Origin of the sequence: Streptomyces sp. NPDC006339 (assembly GCF_040612775.1) — a bacterium.
Lineage (GTDB): Bacteria > Actinomycetota > Actinomycetes > Streptomycetales > Streptomycetaceae > Streptomyces.
This window is the reverse complement of the sequence record NZ_JBEXQW010000003.1, coordinates 149530-162151: the sequence shown is the minus strand read 5'-3', so window position 1 is coordinate 162151 and position 12622 is coordinate 149530. Positions and strand designations below refer to the sequence as shown.

Sequence of the window (12622 nt, the reverse complement as noted above, 5' to 3'; positions counted from 1 at the left end):
ATGACCTTCCACCCGCAGCCCCGGCCGGGCGAGGCCAAGCCCTGGGCGTTCCCCGCCCCGGAGCGCGGCGCGCTCGACAACGGCCTGACCGTGCTGCGCTGCCACCGCCCCGGCCAGCAGGTGGTGGCCGTCGAGATCTTCCTCGACGCCCCGCTGGACGCCGAGCCCGAGGGCCTGGACGGCGTCGCCACGATCATGGCGCGGGCGCTTTCCGAAGGCACCGACCAGCACAGCGCGGAGGAGTTCGCCGCCGAGCTGGAGCGCTGCGGCGCCACCCTCGACGCGCACGCCGACCACCCCGGCGTACGCGTCTCCCTGGAGGTCCCGGTCTCCCGGCTGCCCAAGGCGCTCGGCCTGCTCTCCGAGGCCCTGATCGCCCCGGCCTTCGCCGAGACCGAGATCGAGCGTCTGGTGCGCAACCGCCTCGACGAGATCCCCCACGAGACGGCCAACCCGGCCCGCCGGGCCGCCAAGCAGCTCTCCAAGGAGCTGTTCCCGGCCTCCGCCCGGATGTCCCGGCCCCGCCAGGGCACCGAGGAGACCGTCGGCGCGATCGACGCCGCCGCCGTCCGCGGCTTCTTCGACGCCCACGTCCGGCCGGCCGCGGCCACCGCCGTGGTCGTCGGCGACCTCACCGGCGTCGACCTGGACAAGGTGCTTGACGAGACGCTCGGCGCCTGGACCGGCGCTCCGGCCGCGCCCCGCCCCATGCCGCCCATCACGGCCGACGACACCGGCCGGGTCGTCATCGTGGACCGCCCCGGCGCCGTCCAGACGCAACTGCTCATCGGCCGCGTCGGCGCCGACCGCCATGACCGCGTCTGGCCGGCCCAGGTGCTCGGCACGTACTGCCTCGGCGGCACCCTCACCTCCCGCCTGGACCGCGTCCTGCGCGAGGAGAAGGGATACACGTACGGCGTGCGGGCCTTCGGCCAGGTGCTGCGGTCCGACGGCAAGGGCAACGGCGCCTCGATGCTCGCCATCAGCGGCTCGGTCGACACGCCCAACACCGGCCCGGCGCTCGAGGACCTCTGGAAGGTGCTGCGCACCCTCGCCGCCGAGGGTCTGACCGACGCCGAGCGGGACGTGGCGGTGCAGAACCTGGTGGGCGTCGCCCCGCTCAAGTACGAGACGGCCGCCTCCGTCGCGGGCACGCTCGCCGACCAGGTCGAGCAGCACCTCCCGGACGACTACCAGGCCCGGTTGTACGCGCGGCTGGCCGAGACGGGCACCGTCGAGGCGACCGCGGCCGTGGTCAACGCCTTCCCGGTGGACCGGCTCGTGACCGTGCTCGTCGGTGACGCGTCGAAGATCGCGGAGCCGGTGCGGGCGCTCGGCATCGGTGAAGTGACCGTCGTCACCGGCTGATTGAGCCGACGTCACGGACGACGAAGGACCCCGGCGACCTGGTTCGCCGGGGTCCTGTCGTATGTCCGTATTGTCGTCAAGGATGCCTGAATGCCCTGTGGCATGTCTTACAAACACCCGAGTCTGTTTGCCGATCGACTGAAGATCGGCCTAGCGTCGACCCGGCTGTCCGGCCGTTGCACCACGCCGCATCCGCGGCAACGGACAGTCATCGCCGAGTCCCCGTAAGGCGCGAGCCTGGGGAGCCGGGGACCCGCACGCAGTCCCTGGGGTGAATCGGACGCCTTCGCTCCGCGCGGAGGGGCCCGTAGGAGACCTTCCTGCTCCGAACCCGTCAGCTAACCCGGTAGGCGAGAGGGAAGGAAAGGATCAGCCACTACATGGCGTTCACCCGTGCCACCGGGAAGCATCGTGGTCCGAGCCGCATGGCGCGCCGCAACGCCGGCCTCGTCGGCGTGGCGACCCTCGCCACCACCGGCGTCATCGGCACCCTCGCCTCCCCGGCGTTCGCCGCCGACACGGAGGAACCCTCTCCCGAGGACACCGGCCTCACCCAGGTGATCACCGAGGAGTCCCTCGCCGAGCGGGTCGACGCCCAGGCCGCTGCGCAGGAGAAGGAAGCCTACGAGGCCGCCGCCCGCGCCAAGGCCGCCGCCGAGGCGAAGCGCAAGGCCGAGGCCCGCGCCAAGGAGGTCCGCGCCGCCAAGGAGCGCGCCGCCCGCGAGGCCGAGCGCAAGCGCCTGAACTCCTTCCAGCTCCCCGTCGCCGGCACGTACGTGTCCACCGGCTACAAGACCGGTGGCTCGCTCTGGTCCTCCGGCAGCCACTCCGGCATCGACTTCCACGCCTCCTACGGCAGCAAGGTCGTCTCCGTCGGCTCCGGCACCGTCGTCGAGGCCGGCTGGGGCGGCGCGTACGGCAACAACATCGTCATCCGGATGCACGACGGCACGTACACCCAGTACGGCCACCTCTCCGCGATCAGCGTCTACGTCGGCCAGAAGGTCACCCCCGGCGAGCAGATCGGCATCTCCGGCTCCTCCGGCAACTCCACCGGCCCGCACCTCCACTTCGAGGCGCGCACCAGCGCCGAGTACGGCTCGGACATCAACCCCCTCTCCTACCTCCGCGCCCGCGGCGTCGACGTCTGACCCGACGGACCCCGCTCACGCGACGGGAAAAGGCCCCGGCTCCTGCGAGCCGGGGCCTTTTCGTTCCCCGAATTGCCGGGCGGCATCGGAAATTCCGGCGTCCTGCAATAGAGTCGCCGGACAAGCGCCGCTCGAATGGGGTTTCGCGCGGATCACAGGGGAGGTCGGACATGCGCATTCCCGCGCACTCGGTATGCACGGCGATCCGGGACGACATCGTCTCCGGGGTGTTCGAGCGGGGCGCCCGGCTGACGGAGGAGCAGCTCGCCCGCCGCTACGGGGTCTCCCGGGTCCCGGTCCGCGAGGCCCTGCGCACGCTGGAGTCCGAGGGCTTCGTCGTCACCCGCCGCCACGCCGGCGCCCAGGTCGCCGAGCCCACCGAGCAGGAGGCGGCCGATCTGCTCGAGATGCGGTCGCTGCTGGAACCGCTGGGCGCCGCCCGGGCCGCCCAGCGGCGCACCGACGCCCACCTCAAGGTGCTGCGCGGCCTGGTCAGGCTGGGCCAGGAGCGGGCCAGGCGGGGCCGGGGCGAGGACCTGGCCGCGCTCGGCGGCTGGTTCCACGAGACCCTGGCGCAGGCATCCGGGAGCCCGCAGCTCACGGCGCTGCTCACCCAACTGCGGCACAAGATCGCCTGGATGTACGTGGTCGAGCCGGCCGATCGGCCCGTGGAGGCGTGGGCCGAGCGCGGGGCGATCGTCGACGCCGTGGCGCGCGGGGACGCCGAACGGGCCCGGGCCCTGACCGCGCTGCACGTGGAGCACGCGCTGCCGCTGCACCGGCTGAAACGGCCGGAGCGGGCGCCTGTGAGGGTTTCGCAACATGTCGTCAACATCGCGGGCCGGCGGAATTAACACGGGCGCCGTATATAAAGGGTGGGGGAATTCCGGGGCGCTGTTCATGCTGCCCGAATTCCGGTGCCCGCCGAATTCCGCGCACAAAAGAAGCCGGGCCCGACGGAATTCCGTCGGGCCCGGCTTCTTGTCGAACCGTCGTCGGGGAGGAGACGGGTCAGACGGTCTCGGGGAGCTCCTCGAGACCCTCGGCGACCAGCTTCGCCAGGCGGTCGAGCGCGGCCTCGGCGCCGTCGGCGTCCGAGGCGAGCACGATCTCCTCGCCGCCCTGGGCACCCAGGCCGAGCACCGCGAGCATGGACGCGGCGTTGACCGGGTTGCCGTCGGCCTTGGCGATCGTCACGGGGACGCCGGCGGCCGTGGCGGCACGGACGAAGATGGAGGCGGGGCGGGCGTGCAGGCCCTCGGCCCAGCCGACGTTGACGCGGCGCTCAGCCATGGTGGTTGCCCTTCAACTTTCAGCGGTTGTCTAGACCAGTCTCTCACGGGTGGCGACATGCTCTCGTACCGACCTGCGGCCCCGGCGGGACGGCCGTTCGGCCTTCCCTACCTTGCCCGCAGCGCACCCGCCGCGCGACCGGTGCTCCCGTCACGACCGGTGCCGCTGTCGTACCCCCGCCGTACGCTTGCCCCATGCAGAGCGCGTCCGAACAGTCGCAGCAGCCGGAACACGCGTATCCCGACCACTGGGAAGCGGACGTGGTCCTCCGGGACGGCGGCACCGCGCGCATCAGGCCCATCACCACCGACGACGCCGACCGGCTGGTCAGCTTCTACGAGCAGGTGTCGGACGAGTCGAAGTACTACCGCTTCTTCGCGCCCTACCCGCGCCTCTCCGCCAAGGACGTCCACCGCTTCACCCACCACGACTTCGTGGACCGGGTGGGACTCGCGGCGACCGTCGGCGGCGAGTTCATCGCCACCGTGCGCTACGACCGCATCAACGACCAGGGGCGCCCCGCCTCCGCGCCCGCCGACGAGGCCGAGGTCGCCTTCCTCGTCCAGGACGCCCACCAGGGCCGCGGCGTCGCCTCCGCCCTGCTCGAACACATCGCGGCCGTCGCCCGCGAGCGCGGGATCCGGCGGTTCGCCGCCGAGGTGCTGCCCGCCAACAACAAGATGATCAAGGTCTTCACGGACGCCGGCTACACCCAGAAGCGCAGCTTCGAGGACGGGGCCGTCCGCCTCCACCTCGACCTGGAGCCCACCGACCGCTCCCTCGCCGTCCAGCGCGCCCGCGAACAGCGCGCCGAGGCGCGTTCGGTGCAGCGGCTCCTCGCCCCCGGCTCCGTCGCCGTGATCGGAGCCGGCCGCGCCCCCGGCGGCGTCGGCCGGACCGTGCTGCGCAACCTCCTCGCCTCCGGCTACACCGGCCGCGTCCACGCGGTGAACGCCGCCCTGGAGGAGGGGCCGCACCACATGGAGGGCGTCCCCGCCTTCCGCTCCGTCGCCGACATCGGCGAACCCGTCGACCTCGCCGTCGTCGCCGTCCCCGCAGAGCGCGTCCCCGAAGCCGTCGCCGACTGCGGCGAGCACGGCGTGCGCGGCCTGGTCGTGCTCTCCGCCGGATACGCGGAGAGCGGCGCCGAGGGCCGCGAGCGCCAGCGCGCCCTGGTGCGCCAGGCCCGCTCGTACGGGATGCGGATCATCGGGCCCAACGCCTTCGGGATCATCAATACGGCCGAGTCCGTCCGGCTGAACGCCTCGCTCGCCCCCCAGATGCCGGCCGCCGGGCGGATCGGGCTCTTCACCCAGTCCGGCGCCATCGGCATCGCGCTCCTCGCCGGGCTGCACCGGCGCGGCGCCGGGCTCTCCTCCTTCCTCTCGGCCGGCAACCGCGCCGACGTCTCCGGCAACGACCTCCTCCAGCACTGGTACGACGACCCCGCGACCGACGTCGTCCTCCTCTACCTGGAGTCGATCGGCAACCCCCGCAAATTCACCCGGCTCGCCCGCCGGACGGCCGCCGTCAAGCCCGTCGTGGTGGTCAAGGGCGCCCGGCACAGCGGCAGCGCCCCGCCCGGCCACCGCGTCCCGGTCACCCGCATCCCGCACGCCACGGTCTCCGTCCTGCTGCGGCAGGCCGGCGTCATCCGGGTCGACACCGTCACCGAACTCGTCGACGCGGGCCTCCTCCTCGCCGACCAGCCCCTGCCGGCGGGCCCCCGGGTCGCCATCCTCGGCAACTCCGAGTCCCTCGGCCTGCTCACCTACGACGCCTGCCTCACCGAGGGCCTGCGCCCGCTGCGGCCCCTCGACCTCACCACCGGCGCCACCCCCGCCGACTTCCGCGCCGCGCTCACGGCCGCCCTCGCCGACGACACCTGCGACGCCGTGGTCGTCACCGCCATCCCCTGGGTCGGCGAGAACGGCGCCACCGAGTCCGGCGACGGCGAGGTCCTCGCCGCGGCTCTCCGCTCCGCCGTCGCCGCCGCTCCCGGCCCCGCCAAGCCGGTCGTCGTCGTCCACGTCGAGATGGGCGCCCTCGCCGAGGCCCTGTCCGCGGCCACTCGCACCCGCCCCGCCGGCCCGCCCGCCCCCGCGCCCGCTCCGGCCCCCGCCACCGAGGCCCGGGCGGACGAGCCGGCCGGACCCGACGACGCCGCCGACCGGACCCCCACCCGCGGCCCCATCCCCGCCTACCCCGCCGCCGAGCGGGCCGTCCGCGCCCTGGCCGAGGCCGTCCGCTACGCCCAGTGGCGCCGCCAGACCGCCGCCGACCCCGGCCGGGTCCCGGAATTCGAGCACATCGACGAGACCGGCGCCGCCGCGCTCATCGACCGGATCCTCGGCGAGCCCACCACCGACACGCGCGGCGTCACCCTCGGCGCCGAGGACGCCCGCGCCCTGCTCGGGCGGTACGGGATCGAGGTCCTGCCCACGCTGCCCGCGCCCACCCCCGACGACGCCGTCCGGGCCGCCGCCCGCCTCGGCCTCCCCGTCGCCCTCAAGACCACGGCCCCCCACCTGCGCCACCGCCCCGACCTCGGCGGCGTACGCCTCGACCTCGCCACCGAGGAGCAACTGCGCACGGCCTACGCCGAGCTCACCGAGACCCTCGGCAAACCGGAGGAGCTCCAGCCGGTCGTCCAGGCCATGGTGCCGCGCGGCGTCGACACGGTCGTCCGCGCCGCCATCGACCCCGCCGTCGGCGCCGTGCTCTCCTTCGGCCTCGCCGGAGCCGCCTCCGAGCTCCTCGGCGACATGTCCCACCGGCTCGTCCCGGCCACCGACCGGGACGCCGCCGACCTCGTCCGCTCCATCCGCACCGCCCCCCTCCTCTTCGGCTGGCGCGGCTCCGCCCCCGTCGACACCCCGGCCCTCGAAGAGCTGCTGCTGCGGGTCTCCCGGCTCGTCGACGACCACCCGGAGATCGTCGCCGTCTCCCTCGAACCCGTCGTCGTCGCCCCCCGCGGCCTCTCCGTCCTCGGCGCCACCGTCCGCCTCGCCCCGCCCCCGCCCCGCACCGACCTGGGGCCCCGCCGCCTCCCGAGCTACTGACACCGGGCGGAAGGAGCGTGCCGTGAGCGAGTCGCCGAGCAGCGGCGGAGGACCGGAGGGGGCCCCGCCGCCCCGTAGGATGGAGTCCATGGCGAAGACCGGTACGACGACCCAGGGGCTGCGCGCGGCGATCGAGCGCAGCGGCTACTACCCGGCACTCGTGGCCGAGGCGGTGGAGTCCGCCGTCGGCGGCGAGGCCGTCACGTCGTACGTGGTCCACCAGGAGACCACCTTCGACGCCAACGAGGTCCGCCGCCACGTCACCGTCCTCGTCCTCACGGCCAACCGCTTCATCGTCAGCCACACCGACGAGCAGGCCGCCGACAGCAGCTCCCCGACGCCGTACGCGACGACCTCCACCGAGTCCGTGAAGCTCGACCGGATCTCCTCGATCGTCGTCAGCCGCGTCGTCTCCAACCCCGAGTCGTACACCCCGGGCACCCTGCCCCGCGAGGTCGTCCTCACCATCGGCTGGGGCGCGGTCTCCCGCATCGACCTGGAGCCGGCCGCCTGCGGCGACCCCAACTGCGACGCCGACCACGGCTACACCGGCAACTCCACCGCCGACGACCTCAGCCTCCGGGTCAGCGACGCCGGGGACGGCCCGGACACGGTCCGGCAGACCCTCGCCTTCGCCCAGGCGCTCTCCGAGGCCACCGCGTCGACCACGGTCACCCGCTGATGGTGCAGCCCGCGGCCCTGACCCAGGGCTGGCCCGACGACCCGGTTCCGCTCGACCCGGCCTCCGCGCCGGTCCCCGAGTACGGCTCCGGCTCCCTCGGCGACCTCCTGCCCACCCTCGTCGCGGGGCAGGGCGTGCCCGGCTTCGAGGCGCGGATCTCGGAGCTCGAGTCCGCCGACCGCAACTGCGTCTTCCTCATCGACGGGCTCGGCTGGGAGCAGATCAAGGCGCACCCGGACGAGGCGCCCTATCTGACCTCGCTGCTCGCCACCTCCCGCGGCGGCACCGGCCGCCCGCTCACCGCCGGCTTCCCCGCCACCACCGCGACCTCCCTCGCCTCGGTCGGCACCGGGCTCTTCCCCGGCACCCACGGCCTGCCCGGCTACACCGTGCGGAATCCGGACACCGGCGAGCTGATGAACCAGCTCCGCTGGAAGCCCTGGACCCCGCCGCAGGTCTGGCAGCCGTACCCCACCGTCTTCCGGCTCGCCGACGAGGCGGGGGTCCACACCGCCCAGGTCTCCTCGCCGATCTTCCAGGACACCCCGCTCACCAAGATCGCGCTGAGCGGCGGAACGTTCCACGGACGGCTCTCCGGCGAGGAGCGGATGGACCTCGCCGCCGAGCAGCTCGCCGCCGGCGACCGCTCGCTGGTCTACACGTACTACAGCGAGCTCGACGGCGCCGGACACCGTTTCGGCATCGGTTCCGACGCCTGGCGCGGCCAGTTGATGTGCGTCGACCGGCTCGTCCAGCGGCTCGCCGAACAGCTCCCGCCCCGCGCGGCCCTCTATGTCACCGCCGACCACGGCATGGTCGACGTCCCCTTCGACGAGGACCACCGCATCGACTTCGACGAGGACTGGGAGCTGCGCGCCGGTGTCGCCCTCCTCGGCGGCGAGGGCCGGGCCCGGCACGTCTACGCCGTCCCCGGAGCCCGGGCCGATGTCCTCACCTGCTGGCGCGAGGTCCTCGGCGACCGCTTCTGGGTGGCGGGCCGTGACGAGGCGATCGAGCTCGGCTGGTTCGGCGACCGGATCGACGAGCGGGTGTACGGAAGGATCGGCGACGTGGTCGCGGCCGCCGACGGCGATCTCGCCATCACGGCCTCCGTCAACGAGCCGAACGAGTCCGCGATGGCGGGAATGCACGGGTCCATGACCGCGGCGGAGCAGCTCGTGCCGCTCCTCGAAGTCCGTTCCTGAGCGTCCCCCTCCCCATGCCCGTCTCCTCCCGCCCCCGTCCGTCCCCGATCGCGAAAGGTCATCGACCCCCCATGCCCGAGCTGGTGTTCTTCTCCGGAACGATGGACTGCGGAAAGAGCACCCTCGCTCTTCAGATCGAACACAACCGCTCCGCGCGGGGCCTCCAGGGCATGATCTTCACGCGGGACGACCGCGCCGGCGCGGGCAAGCTCTCCTCCCGGCTCGGCCTGGTCACCGACGCCGTCGAGGCCGCCGAGGGCTTCGACTTCTACGCGTACCTCGTCGCCCATCTGTCGAAGGGCGGGCGCTGTGACTACGTCATCGCGGACGAGGCCCAGTTCCTCGCGCCCGAGCAGATCGACCAGCTCGCCCGGGTCGTCGACGACCTCGAACTCGACGTCTTCGCCTTCGGCATCACCACCGACTTCCGCTCCAAGCTCTTCCCCGGCTCCCAGCGGCTGGTCGAGCTCGCCGACCGGGTGGAGGTCCTCCAGGTCGAGGCCCTGTGCTGGTGCGGCGCCCGCGCCACCCACAACGCGCGCACCGTCGGCGGCGAGATGGTCGTCGAGGGGGCGCAGGTCGTCGTCGGCGATGTGAACGCGGGGGACGAGGTCGGGTACGAGGTGCTGTGCCGGCGGCACCACCGCAAGCGGATGACGAGCGCGACGGCGCGCGCGGCGGCGCTGTCGCCCGACGTGCTGCCGGTCACCCTGACCTGACGTCAGGCCGCCTCCTGCTCCAGCGTCTCGCCGAGCGCCCGGGCGAAGGCCCGTGCCTGCGGAGTGGCGCTCCCGCGGCGCAGGACCAGGCCCAGGAGGGAGTCGGGCAGGCCCTCGACCGGGACGAAGGCGAGGGAGCGGCGGTGGCCGTGGTACTCGGCCGTCGACCGGCACAGCAGCATCGCCCCCCGGTCCGCCGCCGTGAGCGACAGGCCCTCCTGCAGGGTGTTGACGAGCGGCCCGGCCGGGATCGGCAGACCGCCCGGCGTCTCGTGGGGCGCCTGGGCCCGGCGCCAGTACGCGGGCGCGGAGTCGTGGATGCCGATCAGCCGGCAGTCCGCCAGCTCCTCCGCCGCGACCGACTCCCGGCCCGCCAGCGGATGCCGGACGGAGACCGCCAGGGTCTGCGGCTGCCGTGAGAACACCGGCCCGAGCACCAGGTCCTCCTCGGCCACCGGCAGCAGCACCACCGCGCAGTCCACCTCCTTGCGGCGCACCGGCCCGAACGGATCGGACAGCGCTATCTCCGCCACCTCGATCGTGCAGGTCGGGTGGCGCTCCTCGAAGCGGGTGATGGCCCGCGCCAGATAGTCGTCCACCGTCCCCTGGAAGCCGATCCGCAGCACCCCGCCGACGCTCCGGGCGGCCGCCCGGGCCTCGTCGACGGTCGCCCGCAGCGCCTCGTACGCCGGACGCAGCGACGCGAGGAAGGACTCGCCGAGCGGGGTCAGGGCCACCCGGCGGCTGGTCCGCTCCACCAGCGGGGCGCCGATCCGGCCCTCCAGCGACCGGAGCAGTTGGCTGACCCGGCTCTGGGACACGTACAGCCGCTCGCCCGCTCGGCCGAAATGCAACTCCTCGGCGAGCACGAGGAACGCCTCCAGCTCGCGGATCTCCAGACCGCCCATGGTGTCCTCCCCTTCGATCAAGTAGCCCTGCTCATGGAAGCATGAGGGATTGGCCGTTGTTCCCGCAGGTCGCGGCGGGTTTGCTGAACTCATGGCACAGACAGAGGAAATCGCAGGTGTGACACCGGACGTTCCGCGTCCCCCGGGGGGTGGCTGGCCCGCCGTGGTCGCCGTGGCGGGGGCGACGTTCACCGTGGTCACCTCCGAGATGCTGCCGGTGGGTCTGCTCACCCCCATCGGCGAGGCGCTGCGGGTGACGGAGGGCACGGCCGGACTGACGCTGACCATCACGGGTCTGGTGGGTGCGGTGTCCGCGCCGCTGCTCACCCCGGCGCTGGGCCGTTTCGACCGCCGGCTGGTGATGTGCGGTCTGATGGCGGTGCTGATCGTCGGCAACCTGCTGGCCGCCTGGTCCCCGCACTTCGCGGTGATGGTGGTGGCCCGGGTCCTGGTCGGCATCGGCATGGGCGGCGTGTGGGCCATCGCGGCCGGCCTCGCCGTACGGCTCGTCCCGGCCAAGTCCGTGGGCCCGGCCACCTCCCTGGTCTTCAGCGGCATCGCGGTGGCCTCGGTGCTCGGCGTCCCGGCCGGCACCTACATCGGTGAACTCGCCGACTGGCGCACCGCGTTCGTCACCATCGCCGGGCTCGCCCTGGTGGTCCTCGTGGCCCTGGCGGTGCTGCTGCCGAAGCTGCCGGCCGAGCAGGACATCCGGCTCGGCGGCGTGATGCGGCTGGTCGGCAACCCGCGCGTGGCCACCGGACTCGGCGTGGTCGCGCTCCTGGTCACCGGCCACTTCGCCGCGTACACCTACGTACGGCCCGCCCTGGAGGAGATCTCGGGGGCCAGTGCCTCCGTGATCGGCACGCTGCTGCTGGTGTACGGCGTCGCGGGCGTGCTCGGCAACTTCGCCGCGGGCGCGGGCGCGGCGCGCACCCCGCGCGGCACGCTCCTCCTGATCAGCCTGGTCCTGGCCGCGACGGTCTGCCTGATGCCGCTGATCGGCGGCTCGGTGGTCACGGCGACGGTGCTGCTCGCGGTCTGGGGCCTGTCCTACGGCGGGGTGTCGGTCTCCACGCAGACCTGGCTGCTCGGGGCCGCCCCCGAGGCCCGCGAGGCGGCGTCCGCCCTGTTCGTCGGCGTCTTCAACGGCTCGATCGCGCTCGGGGCGTTCGTCGGCGGCCTCGCCGCGGACGGCTCCGGCGTCGAGGCCGTGATGTACCTGGGCGCGGCCCTCGCCGTCGGCGCCCTGGCGGTGACGGCCCTGGGCCGCGCACCGGCCGGCGCCCGCGCCTGACCGGCGGCCGCCACCCCGAGACGGGCGGCGCTCCGGGGGACGTCCCCCGCACCCCGGAGCGCCGCCATGGTGGACCGGCCCGGACACCGATCCGGAAGCCCGGTCCGGTCCACCGCCCGGCCGGCTCAGGCGGCCGGCCGGGTCAGCCGCCGACGCCGTCGAGGAAGTCCCGGATCAGCTCGGCCCACGCGGCCGGCCGCTCGGCGGCGATGGCGTGCCCGCACTCCAGAACCGCCCACCCGGCCCCCGGAATCCCGTCCACCAGTTCGCGGGAGTGAACGGGAGTGGTGAGCAGGTCCCGCTCGGCGCACACCACCAGGGTGGGCACCCGGACCCGGGCCAGATCGGACCGTACGTCGATGGTCTCGAACAGGGCCAGTTGCGCGTCCGTGCCGGGCGGCATGCCCGCGGCGAACAGCCGCAACTGCTCCTCGATCTCGTCGCCGGAGCGCTCGTCCAGCCAGTCCGGCCCGCCGACCGCGAGGGACAGGAACGCGGCCAGTTCACGGCCGGCCGGATCGCGGCGACCGAGCGCGCGCCAGGTCTCCACGACCAGCCGCAGCCGTGGATTCGGGAAAGCGAATCCGGCGGAGAGCACAAGGGCCGTGACCCGTTCGGGATGCCGGACCGCGGCCCGTACGGCCACCGTCGTGCCCATCGAGAAACCGGAAATGGCGAAAGTGTCGGCACCGGATTGCACGGCGCTTTCCACAATTCCGTCGGCCAGCATGTCCAGACTCAGTGTTTCGTCCGAGAGAGGGGTGGAACCCGACCCCGGGTAATCAGGACCGATCACGGTCCTCGATTGCGCGAGGGATTCGATGACGGGGCCGAAACTGTCCTGTACATCACTGCCCGCGCCGTGCGCGAGCAGGAGTCCAGGGCCGCTGCCCCACACGGAACAGGAAAACGAGGAGGGAAGTGGAGAGGTCATGTC

11 protein-coding genes and 1 riboswitch are annotated in these 12622 nt (G+C 73.5%); of the genes, 8 read left to right on the top strand and 3 right to left on the bottom strand.

Annotated features, from left to right (window positions below):
• The 3 genes from ABZ135_RS03535 (at nt 1) to ABZ135_RS03525 (ending at nt 3373) form a co-directional block, all read left to right on the top strand.
• Nucleotides 1–1368: a pitrilysin family protein gene (locus ABZ135_RS03535; RefSeq protein ID WP_356691477.1), complete on the top strand. Its 1368-nt coding sequence runs from the start codon at nt 1–3 to the stop codon at nt 1366–1368.
• A gap of 202 nt (nt 1369–1570) precedes the next feature.
• Nucleotides 1571–1736, top strand: a riboswitch (cyclic di-AMP (ydaO/yuaA leader).
• Nucleotides 1737–1748: 12 nt separating this feature from the next.
• Nucleotides 1749–2519 (top strand): M23 family metallopeptidase, encoded by a 771-nt coding sequence (locus ABZ135_RS03530; protein ID WP_356691316.1) that lies wholly within the window; start codon nt 1749–1751, stop codon nt 2517–2519.
• 170 nt (nt 2520–2689) lie between these two features.
• Entirely contained in the window at nt 2690–3373 is a 684-nt protein-coding gene (locus tag ABZ135_RS03525; protein WP_356691314.1) for a GntR family transcriptional regulator, read from the top strand.
• A gap of 157 nt (nt 3374–3530) precedes the next feature.
• On the opposite strand, the gene ABZ135_RS03520 is transcribed toward ABZ135_RS03525, so the two are convergent.
• Nucleotides 3531–3812, bottom strand: coding sequence for an HPr family phosphocarrier protein (locus tag ABZ135_RS03520; protein ID WP_046910823.1), 282 nt, complete (start codon nt 3810–3812; stop codon nt 3531–3533).
• A 194-nt stretch (nt 3813–4006) separates the two neighbouring features.
• Here ABZ135_RS03520 and ABZ135_RS03515 point away from each other — a divergent pair, with 194 nt between their 5' ends.
• The 4 genes from ABZ135_RS03515 to ABZ135_RS03500 all read left to right on the top strand — a co-directional run bounded on the left by ABZ135_RS03515 (nt 4007) and on the right by ABZ135_RS03500 (nt 9480).
• Nucleotides 4007–6874: a GNAT family N-acetyltransferase gene (locus ABZ135_RS03515; protein WP_356691312.1), complete on the top strand. Its 2868-nt coding sequence runs from the start codon at nt 4007–4009 to the stop codon at nt 6872–6874.
• 88 nt (nt 6875–6962) lie between these two features.
• Nucleotides 6963–7556 carry a DUF5998 family protein gene (locus tag ABZ135_RS03510; protein WP_356691310.1) on the top strand — a complete coding sequence of 198 codons (594 nt, stop codon included), beginning with the start codon at nt 6963–6965 and terminating at the stop codon, nt 7554–7556.
• Nucleotides 7556–8761, top strand: coding sequence for a nucleotide pyrophosphatase/phosphodiesterase family protein (locus ABZ135_RS03505; RefSeq protein ID WP_356691308.1), 1206 nt, complete (start codon nt 7556–7558; stop codon nt 8759–8761). Before ABZ135_RS03510 ends, ABZ135_RS03505 begins: the two co-directional genes overlap by 1 nt.
• Before the next feature lie 71 nt (nt 8762–8832).
• Nucleotides 8833–9480, top strand: a complete 648-nt coding sequence (locus ABZ135_RS03500; protein WP_356691306.1) for a thymidine kinase — start codon at nt 8833–8835, stop codon at nt 9478–9480.
• A gap of 2 nt (nt 9481–9482) precedes the next feature.
• Here the strand turns inward: ABZ135_RS03500 and ABZ135_RS03495 are convergent, their stop codons facing one another.
• Nucleotides 9483–10388: a LysR family transcriptional regulator gene (locus ABZ135_RS03495; protein WP_356691475.1), complete on the bottom strand. Its 906-nt coding sequence runs from the start codon at nt 10386–10388 to the stop codon at nt 9483–9485.
• Nucleotides 10389–10506: 118 nt separating this feature from the next.
• On the opposite strand from ABZ135_RS03495, the gene ABZ135_RS03490 reads away from it, so the two are divergent.
• Complete coding sequence (locus ABZ135_RS03490; RefSeq protein ID WP_356691304.1) at nt 10507–11685, top strand: MFS transporter; 1179 nt, start codon at nt 10507–10509, stop codon at nt 11683–11685.
• A gap of 142 nt (nt 11686–11827) precedes the next feature.
• Here the strand turns inward: ABZ135_RS03490 and ABZ135_RS03485 are convergent, their stop codons facing one another.
• A complete protein-coding gene (locus tag ABZ135_RS03485; protein ID WP_356691473.1) occupies nt 11828–12619 on the bottom strand; it encodes an alpha/beta hydrolase in 792 nt (263 codons plus the stop codon).
• Nucleotides 12620–12622 lie beyond the last annotated feature (3 nt).

Coding starts and splice junctions, on each gene's coding strand:
- ABZ135_RS03535 (WP_356691477.1), top strand. CDS start 1: ATGACCTTCCACCCGCAGCCCCGGCCGGGCGAGGCCAAGCCCTGGGCG.
- ABZ135_RS03530 (WP_356691316.1), top strand. CDS start 1,749: ATGGCGTTCACCCGTGCCACCGGGAAGCATCGTGGTCCGAGCCGCATG.
- ABZ135_RS03525 (WP_356691314.1), top strand. CDS start 2,690: ATGCGCATTCCCGCGCACTCGGTATGCACGGCGATCCGGGACGACATC.
- ABZ135_RS03520 (WP_046910823.1), bottom strand. CDS start 3,812: ATGGCTGAGCGCCGCGTCAACGTCGGCTGGGCCGAGGGCCTGCACGCC.
- ABZ135_RS03515 (WP_356691312.1), top strand. CDS start 4,007: ATGCAGAGCGCGTCCGAACAGTCGCAGCAGCCGGAACACGCGTATCCC.
- ABZ135_RS03510 (WP_356691310.1), top strand. CDS start 6,963: ATGGCGAAGACCGGTACGACGACCCAGGGGCTGCGCGCGGCGATCGAG.
- ABZ135_RS03505 (WP_356691308.1), top strand. CDS start 7,556: ATGGTGCAGCCCGCGGCCCTGACCCAGGGCTGGCCCGACGACCCGGTT.
- ABZ135_RS03500 (WP_356691306.1), top strand. CDS start 8,833: ATGCCCGAGCTGGTGTTCTTCTCCGGAACGATGGACTGCGGAAAGAGC.
- ABZ135_RS03495 (WP_356691475.1), bottom strand. CDS start 10,388: ATGGGCGGTCTGGAGATCCGCGAGCTGGAGGCGTTCCTCGTGCTCGCC.
- ABZ135_RS03485 (WP_356691473.1), bottom strand. CDS start 12,619: ATGACCTCTCCACTTCCCTCCTCGTTTTCCTGTTCCGTGTGGGGCAGC.